Here is a 15,279-nt window from a genome sequence, read left to right on the forward strand (position 1 = left end):
ACGACACGGCGGGCAGCGCCCCGGCCCACTCCGCCCCGGCCGACCGCGCCGGCGCGATCCCGGCCCGCTACCTGGGCACCTGGGAGGGCAGGGCGACCGCCCTGGACGGCGCCCTGCCCATGGGCACCTTCCGCGTGACGGTCCACCAGGCGTCACTGGGCAAGGAGCTGGGCAACCTCCGCCAGACGGACCAACTGGGCGGAACCTGCGTGGACGTCCTCACCCTGAAGCGGGTCGACTCCTCCCGCCTACTGGCCACGTCCACCGGCGCCAGAACCAACCGCAAGGGCTGCGACCCCGCCCCGCACGAGATCCGTCTGGCCCCCACCGGCGACGACCTCACCTACACCTCCACCGCCGCGGCGGAGGGCAACCCCGAGGCCCGCCTGTCCAAGGTGGCCCCTGATGACTGACGTGCTCCCCGTGGCACTGGCCGCCCTGTGGGGCGCCCTGACAGGCGCCCTGCTCCCGAGAGCCGCGTACCGCTTCACCACGCCCCAGGGCACCCCGTGGCGCACGACGTGCGAGGCGGACCATCCCCTGACCGGCTGGCTGGGCACGACCCCGTGCCGCAGGTGCCCCCGCACGACAGCGCCGGCCCTTCCCGCGGTCACGGCGCTGATGTGCGCCCTGCTGGCCCTGGCGACGGGCCCCCGCCCGGAGCTGCCGGCCTGGCTGACCCTGGCCCCGGTGGCGACCCTCCTGACCGCGGTGGACCTGCGAGTCCACCGCCTCCCGGACCCCCTGACCCTCCCGCTCACCCCCGCGGTACTGGCGCTGCTGGCCCTGGCGGCGCAGCTCCCCGACCACACCGGCACCTACCGCACAGCCCTCTACGGAGCCCTGACCCTGGCCGCCGTCTACCTGGCCCTCCACCTCCTCAACCCCTCCGGCATGGGCTTCGGAGACGTGAAACTGGCCCCGGCCCTGGGCGCATCCCTCGGCTGGTACGGCTGGCCGACCCTGATGCTCGGCACATGCGCCACCTTCATGACAGGCGCCCTGTACGGGCTGGCTCTCCTCCTCACCCGCCGGGCGACCCGCAAGTCGGCCATCCCCTTCGGCCCCTTCCTGCTGATGGGCACGCTGCTGGGCGTACTGCTGGGCGCGTACACGTCCTGACCCCCCACACGGCCTGAAGTCGGGTGATCCAAGACGCTGGCGTAGGCTGACTGGGTCCGCCCGCCCGTCTTTCGCCCCCCCTTGTTCCGAGCGCTACGCGCACTGTCCTTCCTTGATTAACCCTTGACGAAAGGGACGCCCGGTGACCGAGAAGGCCGAACTCGCTTCTGTGGATGTCGCAGCCGTGCTGGACCGAGCCGCAGCGGGCGGACGCATCACGCCCGAGGAAGCGCTCGTCCTCTACCGCGACGCCCCCCTGCACGCGCTCGGCGCGGCCGCCGACGCCGTGCGCCGCCGCAAGTACGCGGGCACCGAGCACATCGCCACGTACATCATCGAGCGCAACATCAACTACACGAACGTGTGCGTCACGGCGTGCAAGTTCTGCGCCTTCTATGCGGCCCCGAAGGACACCAAGAAGGGCTGGTCCCGCGACCTGGACGACATCCTGCGCCGCTGCGCGGAGACGGTCGAACTGGGCGGCACCCAGATCATGTTCCAGGGCGGACACCACCCGGACTACGGCGTCGAGTACTACGAGTCGCACTTCAAGGCGATCAAGGACGCGTTCCCCCAGCTGGTCATCCACTCCCTCGGCGCGTCCGAGGTCGAGCACATGGCCAGGATCTCCAAGGTCTCGGTGGAGGAGGCCATCACCCGCATCCACCAGGCGGGTCTGGACTCCTTCGCGGGCGCCGGCGCCGAACTCCTCCCGGCCCGCCCCCGCAAGGCGATCGCCCCGCTGAAGGAGAGCGGCGAGCGCTGGCTGGAGATCATGGAGACGGCGCACAACCTGGGCGTGGAGTCGACGTCCACGATGCTGATGGGCACGGGTGAGACGAACGCCGAGCGCATCGAGCACCTGCGCATGATCCGGGACGTGCAGGACCGTACGGGCGGCTTCCGGGCCTTCATCCCGTACACCTACCAGCCCGAGAACAACCACCTGAAGGGCCGCACGCAGGCGACGCTCTTCGAGTACCTGCGCATGATCGCGATCGCGCGCCTGTTCCTGGACAACGTCCAGCACATCCAGGGCTCGTGGCTGACCACGGGCAAGGAGGTGGGGCAGCTCTCGCTGCACTACGGCGCGGACGACCTGGGCTCGATCATGCTGGAGGAGAACGTGGTCTCCTCGGCCGGCGCCAAGCACCGCAGCAACCGCCTGGAGATCATCGACCTGATCCGCAAGGCGGGCCGCACGCCCGCACAGCGGGCGACCACCTACGAGCACCTGGTCGTCCACGACGACCCGGCGAACGATCCGGTCGACGACAGGGTGGTCTCCCACATCTCCTCGACTGCGATCGAGGGCGGCACGGCCCACCCCGAACTGAAGCTGATCGCCTCCAACTAGCCACAAAGTGCTGACACTTCACGTAGCCGAGAACTCCCCGGAGACGGCGGTCCTGATCGACGGGGCGTCGGTGGTGGCCGTGGGCCCGTACGAGAACCTGACCGCGGCTGCACCGCAGGCCAGAGTGCGGCACTGGCCCGGCATCCTCCTGCCGGGCCTGCTGAACCCCTACGCCCCGGAACTCCTGGAAGCGACCTACCACCCGGACCCCCGCGAGGCGGACGCCCTGGGCACCGAGCCCATCACCGGAGAACGGGCGCAGGCGATCTTCCGCGGCGACCCGTCCCGCCTGGGCGCGAGCGCCCGCAGGGGCGTACAACGCATGCTGGCCCACGGCACCGTGGCAGTGGCAGGCGACCTACGCACGCGCACGGTGGCGGACGTAGTACGCAGAGCGGGTCTGGCAGTAGGCCAACGCCCACCCCGCCTGCCGGGCCCTCCGTCACTCTCCCCGGCCCCCCTGATCCTCCTGCCGCCTCTGGCACGGTCGGGAGCCGCCCGCTTCGCGGTATTCGACGTCGCGTCGCGCGAGGAGTTGGTGAAGCGCGGCGCAAGCACCTGCGTGGCGACGGTGATGGCGGGCCGCCTCGTCTACCGCAGCCGCTGACCGAATCGGCGGGAGAGCCGGACACGGCGGCGAGGGGACGTGCCGGGGGGTGTCCGCCCGCAGCGGCCGGCGAAACACCAAGTTCCACGCATCAAGGAACCAAAGTCGCCGGCCCGAGGACGGACACCCCCCGGCGCGGCCCCGCCCCCAAGACGCACCGCACCCGCACCGCCCCGAACCACGACGGACGAGCCTGCAACAATGACAGCGTGACCCGCGCTTCCTTGAACAAGCAGCCCCACGAAGTCGCCGAGATGTTCGACGACGTGGCGGAACGGTACGACCTCACGAACGACGTGCTGTCGCTGGGCCAGGACCGCCGCTGGCGCAAGGAGGTGGCGAAGGCGGTGGACGCCCGCCCCGCGCAGAAGGTGCTGGACCTGGCGGCGGGCACGGCGACGTCGTCGCTCCCGTTCGCGAGAGCGGGCGCCTATGTGGTCCCCTGCGACTTCTCCCTGGGCATGCTCCAGGTGGGCAAGAAGAAGCACCCCTGGCTCCCGCTCACGGCGGGGGACGCGACGAAGCTGCCGTTCAAGGACGACACCTTCGACGCGGTGACGATCTCCTTCGGCCTGCGCAACGTCCAGGACACGGACGCCGCGCTGAGCGAGCTGTACCGGGTGACGAAGCCGGGCGGCCGGGTGGTCATCTGCGAGTTCTCGCACCCCACCTGGACCCCGTTCCGCACGGTGTACACGGAGTACCTGATGAGGGCGCTCCCCCCGGTGGCACGGTCGGTGTCGTCGAACCCGGACGCGTACGTGTACCTGGCGGAATCCATCCGTGCCTGGCCCGACCAGCCGGCGCTGGCGGAGAAGCTCCAGAAGGCCGGCTGGTCGAAGGTGGCGTGGCGCAACCTGACCGGAGGCGTGGTGGCCCTGCACCGGGGCTTCAAGCAGCTCTGACCGCTCAGCGCCCGATCATCTCGAACGCGTCCCCGGGCTCCCCGAGTTCCCGCTGCAGCCCCCCCGAGGGCGGCGCGGGCAACCGGGGTTCCCGCACACCCCCACCCCCTTCGCCCTCCCCGAAGTCGAACCACACATAGACGACGGAGTCAGGCGGAACTTCCGCACCGGGCGCGGGAAACTGCCGTACGACGTAGTCCACGACGACCCCCGCGAACTCGGGCCGGTCCGGCGCGTTGAGGAACAGCCCACGGGCCCGGGCGGCCGCGCGGGCGTCCACGGCCATGAGCCCGACAAACCGAGGCACGCGCACCTCGGACGTTTTGGGTGGTATTCGCACTGATGTCACCCCCAGCGGTACTGGCAGGGTAACTCCGGGAAAGAGCACCCGGAAATGACATCTCTCTTTCTGTGACAATCAAATACGGAGAGTCACAACTCAAGGGAGTAGCAAAGCCCTTGCCGCTCGGAAGCGGGAGTGACGAACCGCTCGGAGAGCCGCATCCCCAGCCGCTGGGTAACAGCGATGGACCGCTCGTTCTCGGCGTCGACCATGGCGACAACCCGCCGGACCCCGGCGGAGCGAACCCGCGCGAGACAATCGGCCGCGGCGACGGACGCGTACCCCATCCCCCAGTGCGCCCGCCCCAGCCGCCACCCGATCTCGATCTCGCCGACGGGCCCCCAGGCGTGCGGCCAGGGCTGAGCCCCGGTGAACCCGACGACGTCCCCGGCGCCGTCGAGCACGGACCACAGACAGAACCCCAGCTCGGCGTCGTGCCGCCGCTGCCGGGCGGTGAGTTCCTCGTACACGGACAGTTCGGCCGCCCGCCCCCCGTGGAACCGCATGACCTCGGGATCGGCGAAGACCCGGTGCCAGACGAAGGCGTCCTCGTCGGTGGGCACACGCAGCCGTACTACGGGGGGAGTTGGGTTCACGGAGCAGCCCTTCAGCCGGTTGATCAATTCTGCTGAATAGACTGCCCATGTCCAGTGCCCGTCGGCACGAAGATTCACAACCTTGGGGAGAACCCGCCGTGACTGAGCCCCTCTCCGACAACACCGCAGACGTGATCGTCGTGGGCGCGGGGCCGGCCGGCTCCACCACGGCCTACCACCTCGCCAAGGCCGGACTCGACGTCCTGCTGCTGGAGAAGACCGAGTTCCCGAGGGAGAAGGTCTGCGGTGACGGCCTGACCCCGCGCGCGGTCAAGCAGCTCGTGGCCATGGGCATCGACATCTCCGAGGAGGCGGGCTGGCTGCGGAACAAGGGCCTGCGCATCATCGGCGGCGGCTCCCGGCTCCAGCTGGACTGGCCCGATCTCGCCTCGTACCCGAACTTCGGGCTGGTGCGGAAGCGGGACGACTTCGACGAGCAGCTGGCCCGGCAGGCGCAGAAGGCGGGCGCCCGGCTGTTCGAGCTGTGCAATGTGAGTGGCCCGATCATCGACGACCGTACGGGCCGGATCACGGGCGTGACGGCGAAGCTGGGCGACGACAAACGCCCGGTGACCTTCCACGCACCCCTCGTCGTCGCCGCCGACGGCAACTCCACCCGGCTCTCCCTCGCCATGGGCCTGCACCGCCGGGAGGACCGTCCGATGGGCGTCGCGGTGCGTACGTACTTCGAGTCGCCGCGTCACGAGGACGACTACCTGGAGTCCTGGCTGGAGCTGTGGGACCGCCGGGGCGCCGAGGACCGCCTGCTGCCCGGCTACGGCTGGATCTTCGGCATGGGCGACGGCACGTCCAACGTGGGCCTCGGCGTGCTGAACACCTCGGAGTCCTTCAAGGAGCTGGACTGGCGCGAGGTGCTCAAGGCGTGGTGCGCGTCGATGCCGGAGGAGTGGGGCTACACCCCGGAGCACATGACGGGCCCGATCCGGGGCGCGGCCCTGCCGATGGCCTTCAACCGCCAGCCGCACTACACCAAGGGCCTGCTGCTGGTCGGTGACGCCGGCGGCATGGTGAACCCCTTCAACGGCGAGGGCATCGCCTACGCCATGGAGTCCGGCCAGCTCGCCGCCGACGTCATCGTCCAGGCCCACGCCCGCCCGACCCCGGCCACCCGCGAGATCGCCCTCCAGCGCTACCCCCGCGTCCTCAAGGACACCTACGGCGGCTACTACACCCTCGGCCGCGCCTTCGTGAAACTCATCGGCAACCCCAAGGTCATGCAGATCGGCGCCCAGCGCGGCCTCACCCACCCCCTCCTGATGAAGTTCGTCCTCAAGCTCCTCGCCAACCTGACGGACCCCACGGGCGGCGACACCATGGACCGCGTCATCAACGGCCTGACGAAGGTGGCCCCGAAGGCGTGAGCCCCCCAGAGGGGAATCAGCTCAGCCGAGTCGCCCGGACGGCCCGGCGGGACAGCACCTCGTCCCGCCGGGCCGCCGTCTGCCGCAACGCGTCCCGTTTCTCCCGCTTGGAGAGGCGGTCCAGGCAGACCACGCCGTGGGTGTGGTCGGTCTCGTGGGCGAGGCAGCGGGCGAAGTAGCCGGTGCCTTCGATGACCAGGGGGTGGCCGGTCCTGTCCTGGCCCCGGACGACGGCTCGTTGGGGGTGGGGGACGGACATCGTCGCGCCGGGGACCGAGAGGCAGCCCTCGGTGTCGTCGAGCAACGGCCGTCCGGGCGGGGCGGGTTCCAGGACCGGGTTGACGACGTGCCCGACGTGGCGGACGCCGTCGTCGTCGGGGCAGTCGTAGACGAAGAGCCGGAGCCCGGCGCCGACCTGGTTCGCCGCGAGGCCGGCGCCCTCGGCGACGTACATCGTGCGGAACATGTCGTCGATGAGGGCCGCGAGGCCGGGCCCGAACTCCGTGACGTCCCGGCACGGCTTGTGCAGGACCTCCTCGCCGGTCTCGGTGATGCGGCGCACCGCACCCCGTCCGGCCTCCGGGGCGTGCCGGGGGTAGTGGCCGGCGGGACTTCCCTGGACGAACACGCGTGGCATCGCGCTGTCTCCCTCTGCTTCGCGGAGGGCCCCCGGGCGGCGGCCCGGGCCCGAGCATGGCAGGAGACGCACGAAGGCCGCTGCCCCCCGAGGGCAGCGGCCTTGTCGTGCGGGTGGGGCGGAGGGGGTCAGAGGACCCGGACCGCGCCGGTGGGCTGGTCGTAGGAGAGGGGACGCTCCACGACGCCCGTGGAGGGGTTCTGGGCGCCGACGAACATGCCGTCGCCGACGTAGACGCCCACGTGGTACGCGCTGCCCGCGCTGCCCCAGTAGAGGATGTCGCCGGGCTGGAGGTTGCTCAGGGAGACCTGGGTGCCGGCCGTGGACTGGTCCTGGGAGACGCGCGGCAGGCTGATGCCGACCTGCTTGAACGCCGTCTGGACCAGGCCCGAGCAGTCGTAGGCGGAGGGGCCGGTGGCGCCGGAGACGTACGCCTTGCCGACCTGGGACTTCACGAACGACACGATGGCCGCGGCCGAGCCGGTCGCGCTGGACGAGCCGGTGACCGTGGAGCTGCCCGCGTCGGTGCTCGTGGACGCGGACGCGGAGAGCACGGTGCGCTCGGCGTTGCGGGTGGCACGGGCGGCGGCCTCCTTACGGGCCTCCTCCTGCGCCTTCTTCTTCGCCTCGGCCTTCTGCCGCGCCTCGGCGAGGTCCGCCTTGGCCTGCTTCGCGGCGCTGGCGGCGGCCGCGTCACGCTCGGCCTGCAGCTCGTAGTTCGCGGCCGCCTGCTGGGTGGCGTCCGCGGACTGCGCGACCTGGGTGGCCACGTCGGCGGTGAGGGTGGGGAGTTCGAGCGTCTGCGTCACGGGCTCGGCCTCGGCCGCGTTCGCGTAGCCGGCCGCTCCGGCGACCGCCAGGGTGCTGAGGACGCCGCCGGCGACACCGGACCGCACGACGATGGACGACGCGCTGCGGCGGGGCTTCCGGTGGCTGCGTATGTGAGCGGTGTGGGACATGGGAACAACCGGTACCAGGGGCTCCTTCATATCTTCAACAAACGTGTGCTGCGCCACAATTGTTCAATCGGATCTCCGAAACCCGGTCGCGTCACTCTTTATTGACGCCGTAACGGACATAGCGGACGGAGATCATTGGGCCGTTGATCACGGTCTTTGATCATTACGTCCGAATTGCCCCGCGCCTACCATCGGTTGGGGTCGATGGCCAAGCCCGGCTCCGGAACGCCCGCCACCGGTGTGGCGGAGGTCACGGAACGGTCACCGGAAGAGTCGCGTCCGCGACGATCGGCCGCGCGCCGGGACTTCGTGAACGCGCGCACGTGCTCCGGCCGCGTCCACACCGCGCCCCGGATCTCCCCCCGAGGTGTGAACGCCCTCCACTAGCAGTCGCATGCGTCCAACACCAATTTGCATGCACCGGAACTCTCTTGATATTGAGCGACCCCTCCCGCACCCCCTCTGACGTGCGCCGACGAGCGGGATTGTCACTTCTGGTGATCAACTGAACGCTTCGCGTGCGAAGATCACCCATCCTCCGGCTTCATGATCCTTCGTCAGGTGGTGGAGATCACAAAGCTTGTGCAATACCCCGTGTCGCAGATCACAGAGCGGCGGGCATAAGATGCGGAGCAGTTGGGCTTGTGACCTGCTTCACATGTTCTCGATCTTCGCCGGGACGGGTGGGGTCGGTGGGACGGAAGAGGCGGCTGTGAGCCCGTGATCCGCCACCAGTCAATGCCGACTGAAGGGAGCGAGGAGCGGTGAACGCGTACGCGCCCATCCTCGTACTGGGAGCCCTCGGGGCAGGCTTTGCGATCTTCTCCGTGGTCATGGCCGCGCTGATCGGTCCGAAGCGCTACAACCGCGCGAAGCTCGAAGCCTACGAATGCGGCATCGAGCCGACCCCCACGCCGGCCGGCGGCGGGCGCTTCCCCATCAAGTACTACCTGACGGCGATGCTCTTCATCGTCTTCGACATCGAGATCGTCTTCCTCTACCCCTGGGCCGTCACCTTCGACGCGCTCGGGGTCTTCGGGCTCGTGGAGATGCTGCTCTTCGTGCTCACCGTCTTCGTCGCGTACGCGTACGTATGGCGGCGCGGCGGCCTGGAATGGGACTGAGGGGCCTTTAAGTCATGGGACTCGAAGAAAAGCTGCCGAGCGGCTTTCTGCTGACCACCGTCGAACAGGCCGCGGGCTGGGTGCGCAAGGCGTCCGTCTTCCCGGCCACCTTCGGACTCGCCTGCTGCGCCATCGAGATGATGACCACCGGCGCCGGACGCTACGACCTCGCCCGCTTCGGCATGGAGGTCTTCCGCGGCTCACCGCGCCAGGCCGACCTGATGATCGTCGCGGGCCGGGTCAGCCAGAAGATGGCGCCGGTGCTGCGGCAGGTCTACGACCAGATGCCCAACCCGAAGTGGGTCATCTCCATGGGCGTCTGCGCGTCCTCGGGCGGCATGTTCAACAACTACGCGATCGTCCAGGGCGTCGACCACATCGTGCCGGTCGACATCTATCTCCCCGGCTGCCCGCCCCGCCCCGAGATGCTGATGGACGCGATCCTCAAGCTCCACCAGAAGATCCAGGGCACGAAGCTCGGTGTCAACGCCGAGGAAGCCGCCCGCGAGGCGGAGGAAGCCGCGCTCAAGGCCCTGCCCACGATCGAGATGAAGGGGCTGCTGCAGTGAGCGACGACAACGGCACGGACGGCGTGAACCCCGAGAAGGACCTCTCCGCCTCCAACCTCCCCGGCCAGCGCGGCCAGGGCGGCGAGGAGATCCGCGTCCAGCGCGGCATGTTCGGCGCCAACAACGGCGGCGACACCTCCGGCTACGGCGGCCTGGTCCGCTCGATCCGGCTTCCCGGCGCGGCGAGCCGCCCCTACGGCGGCTGGTTCGACGAGGTCGCCGACGAGCTGGAGGGCGCGCTGGAGGAGCAGGGCCTGCTCCCGGAGAACGCCATCGAGCGCACCGTCGTCGACCGCGGCGAGCTGACCTTCCACATCGAGCGCGAGCACCTGCTCCGCGTCGCCCGCACCCTGCGCGACGACCCGGCGCTCCGCTTCGAGCTGTGCACCGGCGTCAGCGGGGTGCACTACCCGAGCGACAAGGGCCGCGAGCTGCACGCCGTCTACCACCTGCGCTCGATCACCCACAACCGGCTGATCCGGCTGGAGGTCAGCGCCCCAGACGCCGACCCGCGCATCCCGTCCCTGGTCGCGGTCTACCCGACCAACGACTGGCACGAGCGCGAGACGTACGACTTCTTCGGGATCGTCTTCGAGGGCCACCCGGCTCTCACCCGGATCATGATGCCGGACGACTGGCAGGGCCACCCGCAGCGCAAGGACTACCCCCTCGGCGGCATCGCCGTCGAGTACAAGGGCGCCCAGATCCCGGCTCCCGACCAGCGGAGGTCGTACTCGTGAGCACTCCCCACGCAACCGGCCGCGCCACCACCGAGGGAACCGTCTACACGGTCACCGGTGGCGACTGGGACGAGGTCGTCCAGTCCGCGGCCAAGGCGGACGACGAGCGCATCGTCGTCAACATGGGTCCGCAGCACCCGTCCACCCACGGAGTGCTCCGGCTCATCCTGGAGATCGAGGGCGAGACGGTCACCGAGGCCCGCTGCGGCATCGGCTATCTGCACACCGGCATCGAGAAGAACCTCGAGTACCGCACGTGGACGCAGGGCACCACCTTCGTCACGCGGATGGATTACCTGACGTCCTTCTTCAACGAGACCGCCTACTGCCTCGCCGTCGAGAAACTGCTCGGCATCGAGGACCAGATCACCGAGCGGACCGACATCATCCGGGTGCTCCTGATGGAGCTGAACCGGCTGTCGTCGCACCTGGTGTGCATCGCCACCGGCGGCATGGAGCTGGGCTCCACCACGATCATGATCTACGGCTTCCGCGACCGGGAGATGATCCTCGACATCTACGAGCTGATCACCGGCCTGCGCATGAACCACGCGTACATCCGCCCCGGCGGACTCGCGCAGGACCTGCCGCCGGGCGCGGTCGACCAGATCCGCGAGTTCGTCAAGAAGATGAAGAAGAACCTCCCGGAGTACGACAAGCTCGCCACCGGGAACCCCATCTTCAAGGCCCGTATGCAGGACGTCGGCCACCTCGACCTGGCCGGCTGCATGGCGCTCGGCGCCACCGGCCCGATCCTGCGTTCCACGGGCCTGCCGCACGACCTGCGCAAGACCCAGCCGTACTGCGGCTACGAGACCTACGACTTCGACATCCCGACCGCCGAGACCTGCGACTCCTACGGCCGCTTCCTGATCCGGCTGGAGGAGATGCGCCAGTCGCTCAGGATCATCGAGCAGTGCCTGGACCGGCTCCAGCCGGGCCCGGTCATGGTCGCCGACAAGAAGATCGCCTGGCCCGCGCAGCTCGCGCTCGGCCCGGACGGGCTCGGCAACTCGCTGGACCACATCAAGAAGATCATGGGCACCTCCATGGAGGCCCTGATCCACCACTTCAAGCTGGTCACCGAGGGCTTCCGGGTTCCGCCGGGCCAGGCGTACGCGGCCGTCGAGTCGCCCAAGGGTGAACTCGGCGTGCACGCCGTCTCCGACGGCGGCACCCGCCCCTTCCGGGTCCATTTCCGCGACCCGTCCTTCACCAATCTCCAGGCCATGGCGGCGATGTGCGAGGGCGGCCAGGTCGCCGACGTCATCGTGGCCGTGGCGTCCATCGACCCCGTGATGGGAGGCGTCGACCGGTGACCACCTCTTCTTCCGAGCGGGGCGTCGGCCTGGGTATGCCGGAACTGCCCCCGCCCGCCTACCCGGACGACGTCCGGACCCGGCTGGAGGCGGACGCGCGCGAGCTGATCGCTCGCTACCCCGACTCCCGCTCCGCCCTGCTGCCGCTGCTGCACCTCGTGCAGTCCGAGGACGGCTACGTCACCCGGACCGGCATGAAGTTCTGCGCCGACGTGCTGGAGCTGACCACCGCCGAGGTCACCGCGGTCGCCACCTTCTACTCCATGTACCGGCGCCGCCCCTCCGGCGACTACCAGGTGGGCGTCTGCACCAACACCCTGTGCGCGGTCATGGGCGGCGACGCCATCTTCGAGACCCTCCAGGAGCACCTGGGCGTCGGCAACGGCGAGACCACCGCCGACGGCAAGGTCACCCTGGAGCACATCGAGTGCAACGCGGCCTGCGACTACGCGCCGGTGGTGATGGTCAACTGGGAGTTCTTCGACAACCAGACCCCGGCCAGCGCCACCCGTCTCGTCGACGACCTGCGGGCCGGGCAGAGCGTGGAGCCCACGCGCGGCGCCCGGCTGTGCACCTTCAAGGAGACCGCCCGCATCCTGGCCGGCTTCCCCGACGAGCGCCCCGGCGCCGTCGAGGAGGGCGGCAGCGCAGGCCCCGCCTCCCTGGTCGGCCTCCGCCTGGCCAAGGGCGAGACCCAGCCCGCGCGCGTGGTCCACCCGCGCGACGCGGCCCCGCGCGAGGAGCCGGTGCACGAGCCCTCGCCCGCCGAGCGGCTCAGCTCCCACGACCCGGTCGACACCTCGGCCTCCGACCCGGCGCACCCGTCCGGACCGACCGCAGAGGAGGGGGAGTGATGACCGTGGTCACCGACGTCAAGGACGGCACCAGCCCAGAGAAGCTGCTCGCCCCCGTGCTCTCGGCCTTCTGGGACGAGGACCGCTCCTGGACCCTGGACGTCTACCGGCGGCACGACGGCTACGAGGGCCTGCGCAAGGCGCTCGCCATGTCCCCGGACGACCTGATCGCCTACGTCAAGGAATCCGGCCTGCGCGGCCGCGGCGGCGCGGGCTTCCCGACCGGCATGAAGTGGCAGTTCATCCCGCAGGGCGACGGCAAGCCGCACTACCTCGTGGTCAACGCCGACGAGTCCGAACCCGGCACCTGCAAGGACATCCCGCTCCTCTACGCCAACCCGCACAGCCTCATCGAGGGCATCGTGATCGCCTGTTACGCGATCCGCTCCTCGCACGCCTTCATCTACCTGCGCGGCGAGGTCGTCCCCGTCCTGCGCAGGCTGCACGAGGCGGTGCGCGAGGCGTACGAGGCCGGATTCCTCGGCCGGGACATCCTCGGCAGCGGACTGGACCTCGAACTCACCGTGCACGCGGGCGCGGGCGCGTACATCTGCGGCGAGGAGACCGCGCTGCTCGACTCGCTCGAAGGCCGCCGGGGCCAGCCGCGGCTGCGGCCCCCCTTCCCGGCCGTCGAGGGCCTCTACGCCTGCCCCACCGTGGTCAACAACGTCGAGTCGATCGCCTCGGTTCCCGCGATCCTGCACCAGGGCAAGGACTGGTTCCGCTCGATGGGCAGCGAGAAGTCGCCGGGCTTCACGCTCTACTCGCTCAGCGGGCACGTCGCCAGCCCCGGCCAGTACGAGGCGCCGCTCGGCATCACCCTGCGCCAGCTGCTCGACATGAGCGGCGGCATGCGCCCGGGCCACCGGCTGAAGTTCTGGACGCCGGGCGGCTCCTCCACCCCGATGTTCACCGACGAACATCTCGACGTCCCCCTCGACTACGAGGGCGTCGGCGCCGCCGGGTCCATGCTCGGCACCAAGGCACTCCAGTGCTTCGACGAGACCACCTGCGTGGTGCGGGCGGTCACCCGCTGGACCGAGTTCTACGCCCACGAGTCCTGCGGCAAGTGCACGCCCTGCCGCGAAGGGACGTACTGGCTGGTGCAGTTGCTGCGGGACATCGAGGCGGGCAAGGGGTCGATGAGCGACCTCGACAAGCTCAACGACATCGCCGACAACATCAACGGCAAGTCCTTCTGCGCCCTGGGCGACGGCGCGGCCTCGCCGATCTTCTCCTCGCTGAAGTACTTCCGCGAGGAGTACGAGCAGCACATCACGGGCCGGGGCTGCCCCTTCGACCCGGCCAAGTCGACGGCCTGGGCGGACCGCCCGGAGGTGAACGCATGACCGTGACCACCAGTGCCCCCTCAGGCGGGGGGCAGGCGGCGGTCCCGCCGGAGGACCTCGTCTCGCTGACGATCGACGGCATCGAGATCAGCGTGCCCAAGGGCACCCTGGTCATCCGGGCCGCCGAGCAGCTCGGCATCGAGATCCCGCGCTTCTGCGACCACCCCCTGCTGGACCCGGCCGGCGCCTGCCGCCAGTGCATCGTGGAGGTGGAGGGCCAGCGCAAGCCGATGGCGTCCTGCACCATCACCTGCACCGACGGCATGGTGGTGAAGACCCAGCTCACCTCGCCGGTCGCCGAGAAGGCGCAGCACGGCGTGATGGAGCTGCTGCTCATCAACCACCCGCTGGACTGCCCGGTCTGCGACAAGGGCGGCGAGTGCCCGCTGCAGAACCAGGCCATGTCGCACGGCAACGCCGAGTCCCGCTTCGAGGGCCGCAAGCGCACCTACGCCAAGCCGGTGCCCATCTCCACCCAGGTGCTGCTCGACCGCGAGCGGTGCGTGCTGTGCGCCCGCTGCACCCGGTTCTCCAACCAGGTGGCGGGCGACCCGATGATCGAGCTGATCGAGCGGGGCGCGCTCCAGCAGGTCGGCACCGGAGAGGGCGACCCGTTCGAGTCGTACTTCTCCGGCAACACCATTCAGATCTGCCCGGTCGGCGCGCTCACCTCGGCCGCCTACCGGTTCCGCTCGCGCCCCTTCGACCTGATCTCCTCGCCGTCGGTGTGCGAGCACTGCGCGGGCGGCTGCGCCACCCGTACCGACCACCGGCGCGGCAAGGTCATGCGGCGGCTCGCCGCCAACGACCCGGAGGTCAACGAGGACTGGGTCTGCGACAAGGGCCGGTTCGCCTTCCGCTACGCCCAGCTGCGCGACCGGCTCGACACGCCGCTGGTCCGCAACGCCGAGGGCGTGCTGGAGCCCGCCTCCTGGCCGGAGGCGCTGGACGCGGCCGCGCGGGGCCTCGGTGCCGCCCGCTCCCGCGCCGGGGTGCTCACCGGGGGCCGGCTGACGGTGGAGGACGCGTACGCGTACAGCAAGTTCGCGCGGGTGGCGCTCGACACCAACGACATCGACTTCCGCGCCCGCGTGCACAGCGGCGAGGAGGCCGACTTCCTGGCCGCCCGGGTGGCCGGCCGGGGCCGCGACCTCGACGGCACCGGGGTCACCTACACCGCGCTGGAGCAGGCGCCCGCCGTGCTGCTGGTCGGGTTCGAGGCCGAGGAGGAGGCGCCCGGCGTCTTCCTGCGGCTGCGCAAGGCGTGGCGCAAGCGCGGCCAGAAGGTGTACGCCCTGGCCACGCACGCCACCCGGGGCCTGACCAAGGCGGGCGGCACGCTGCTGCCGGCCGCGCCCGGCACCGAGCCCGAGTGGCTGGACGCGCTGGCCGGCGGCGTCGGCCTGGAGGACGCCG

Annotated in this window: 16 protein-coding genes and 1 pseudogene; 13 read left to right on the forward strand and 4 right to left on the reverse strand. The window is 70.3% G+C overall.

The window, feature by feature from the left end; genetic code table 11:
• The 5 genes and pseudogenes from GT030_RS19935 to GT030_RS19955 all read left to right on the forward strand — a co-directional run.
• Positions 1-413, forward strand: a pseudogene (locus tag GT030_RS19935) (serine/threonine protein kinase); the annotation flags it as partial.
• Positions 406-1,122 carry an A24 family peptidase gene (locus tag GT030_RS19940; protein ID WP_161202272.1) on the forward strand — a complete coding sequence of 239 codons (717 nt, stop codon included), beginning with the start codon at positions 406-408 and terminating at the stop codon, positions 1,120-1,122. The pseudogene GT030_RS19935 and the gene GT030_RS19940, both read left to right, overlap by 8 nt.
• A gap of 142 nt (positions 1,123-1,264) precedes the next feature.
• Positions 1,265-2,479, forward strand: a complete 1,215-nt coding sequence (gene mqnC, locus GT030_RS19945) for a cyclic dehypoxanthinyl futalosine synthase (RefSeq protein WP_161202273.1) — start codon at positions 1,265-1,267, stop codon at positions 2,477-2,479.
• A 7-nt stretch (positions 2,480-2,486) separates the two neighbouring features.
• Positions 2,487-3,086: a hypothetical protein gene (locus GT030_RS19950; RefSeq protein ID WP_161202274.1), complete on the forward strand. Its 600-nt coding sequence runs from the start codon at positions 2,487-2,489 to the stop codon at positions 3,084-3,086.
• Positions 3,087-3,295: 209 nt separating this feature from the next.
• The gene (locus GT030_RS19955; protein ID WP_161202275.1) at positions 3,296-3,991 is read left to right on the forward strand and encodes a demethylmenaquinone methyltransferase; all 696 of its coding nucleotides are present in this window, start codon (positions 3,296-3,298) and stop codon (positions 3,989-3,991) included.
• A gap of 4 nt (positions 3,992-3,995) precedes the next feature.
• On the opposite strand, the gene GT030_RS19960 is transcribed toward GT030_RS19955, so the two are convergent.
• On the reverse strand, positions 3,996-4,304 hold the full coding sequence (locus tag GT030_RS19960; RefSeq protein WP_268255647.1) for a PASTA domain-containing protein: 309 nt from the start codon (positions 4,302-4,304) through the stop codon (positions 3,996-3,998).
• 119 nt (positions 4,305-4,423) lie between these two features.
• Positions 4,424-4,957, reverse strand: coding sequence for a GNAT family N-acetyltransferase (locus GT030_RS19965; protein WP_161202276.1), 534 nt, complete (start codon positions 4,955-4,957; stop codon positions 4,424-4,426).
• Positions 4,958-5,028: 71 nt separating this feature from the next.
• Here GT030_RS19965 and GT030_RS19970 point away from each other — a divergent pair, with 71 nt between their 5' ends.
• Positions 5,029-6,312, forward strand: a complete 1,284-nt coding sequence (locus GT030_RS19970) for a geranylgeranyl reductase family protein (RefSeq protein WP_346009690.1) — start codon at positions 5,029-5,031, stop codon at positions 6,310-6,312.
• 16 nt (positions 6,313-6,328) lie between these two features.
• On the opposite strand, the gene def is transcribed toward GT030_RS19970, so the two are convergent.
• Together def and GT030_RS19980 are read right to left on the reverse strand one after the other, a co-directional pair.
• Positions 6,329-6,949 carry a peptide deformylase gene (gene def, locus GT030_RS19975; protein WP_161202278.1) on the reverse strand — a complete coding sequence of 207 codons (621 nt, stop codon included), beginning with the start codon at positions 6,947-6,949 and terminating at the stop codon, positions 6,329-6,331.
• Positions 6,950-7,077: 128 nt separating this feature from the next.
• Positions 7,078-7,908 (reverse strand): C40 family peptidase, encoded by an 831-nt coding sequence (locus GT030_RS19980; protein ID WP_161202279.1) that lies wholly within the window; start codon positions 7,906-7,908, stop codon positions 7,078-7,080.
• A 764-nt stretch (positions 7,909-8,672) separates the two neighbouring features.
• Here GT030_RS19980 and GT030_RS19985 point away from each other — a divergent pair.
• The 7 genes from GT030_RS19985 to GT030_RS20015 all read left to right on the forward strand — a co-directional run.
• Positions 8,673-9,032, forward strand: a complete 360-nt coding sequence (locus GT030_RS19985; RefSeq protein WP_030813697.1) for an NADH-quinone oxidoreductase subunit A — start codon at positions 8,673-8,675, stop codon at positions 9,030-9,032.
• A 14-nt stretch (positions 9,033-9,046) separates the two neighbouring features.
• The gene (locus tag GT030_RS19990) at positions 9,047-9,601 is read left to right on the forward strand and encodes an NADH-quinone oxidoreductase subunit B (protein ID WP_161202280.1); all 555 of its coding nucleotides are present in this window, start codon (positions 9,047-9,049) and stop codon (positions 9,599-9,601) included.
• Complete coding sequence (locus GT030_RS19995; protein WP_161202281.1) at positions 9,598-10,341, forward strand: NADH-quinone oxidoreductase subunit C; 744 nt, start codon at positions 9,598-9,600, stop codon at positions 10,339-10,341. Before GT030_RS19990 ends, GT030_RS19995 begins: the two co-directional genes overlap by 4 nt.
• Entirely contained in the window at positions 10,338-11,660 is a 1,323-nt protein-coding gene (locus tag GT030_RS20000) for an NADH-quinone oxidoreductase subunit D (RefSeq protein ID WP_161202282.1), read from the forward strand. Before GT030_RS19995 ends, GT030_RS20000 begins: the two co-directional genes overlap by 4 nt.
• Positions 11,657-12,514, forward strand: a complete 858-nt coding sequence (gene nuoE / locus GT030_RS20005) for an NADH-quinone oxidoreductase subunit NuoE (RefSeq protein ID WP_161202283.1) — start codon at positions 11,657-11,659, stop codon at positions 12,512-12,514. The genes GT030_RS20000 and nuoE overlap by 4 nt, the downstream gene beginning before the upstream one ends.
• The gene (gene nuoF, locus GT030_RS20010; RefSeq protein ID WP_346009691.1) at positions 12,511-13,863 is read left to right on the forward strand and encodes an NADH-quinone oxidoreductase subunit NuoF; all 1,353 of its coding nucleotides are present in this window, start codon (positions 12,511-12,513) and stop codon (positions 13,861-13,863) included. Before nuoE ends, nuoF begins: the two co-directional genes overlap by 4 nt.
• Positions 13,860-15,279: NADH-quinone oxidoreductase subunit G (locus GT030_RS20015; protein WP_161202285.1), on the forward strand; the 1,420-nt coding region annotated here is incomplete at its 3' end. The genes nuoF and GT030_RS20015, both read left to right, overlap by 4 nt.

Origin of the sequence: Streptomyces sp. SID1328 (assembly GCF_009865595.1) — a bacterium.
GTDB classification, from domain to species: Bacteria; Actinomycetota; Actinomycetes; order Streptomycetales; family Streptomycetaceae; genus Streptomyces; species Streptomyces griseoluteus.

What these genes read in the sequence shown, in the direction of transcription:
- GT030_RS19940 (WP_161202272.1), top strand. Translation starts at nt 406, where the DNA reads ATGACTGACGTGCTCCCCGTGGCACTGGCCGCCCTGTGGGGCGCCCTG.
- def (WP_161202278.1), bottom strand. Translation starts at nt 6,949, where the DNA reads ATGCCACGCGTGTTCGTCCAGGGAAGTCCCGCCGGCCACTACCCCCGG.
- GT030_RS19980 (WP_161202279.1), bottom strand. Translation starts at nt 7,908, where the DNA reads ATGTCCCACACCGCTCACATACGCAGCCACCGGAAGCCCCGCCGCAGC.
- GT030_RS19990 (WP_161202280.1), top strand. Translation starts at nt 9,047, where the DNA reads ATGGGACTCGAAGAAAAGCTGCCGAGCGGCTTTCTGCTGACCACCGTC.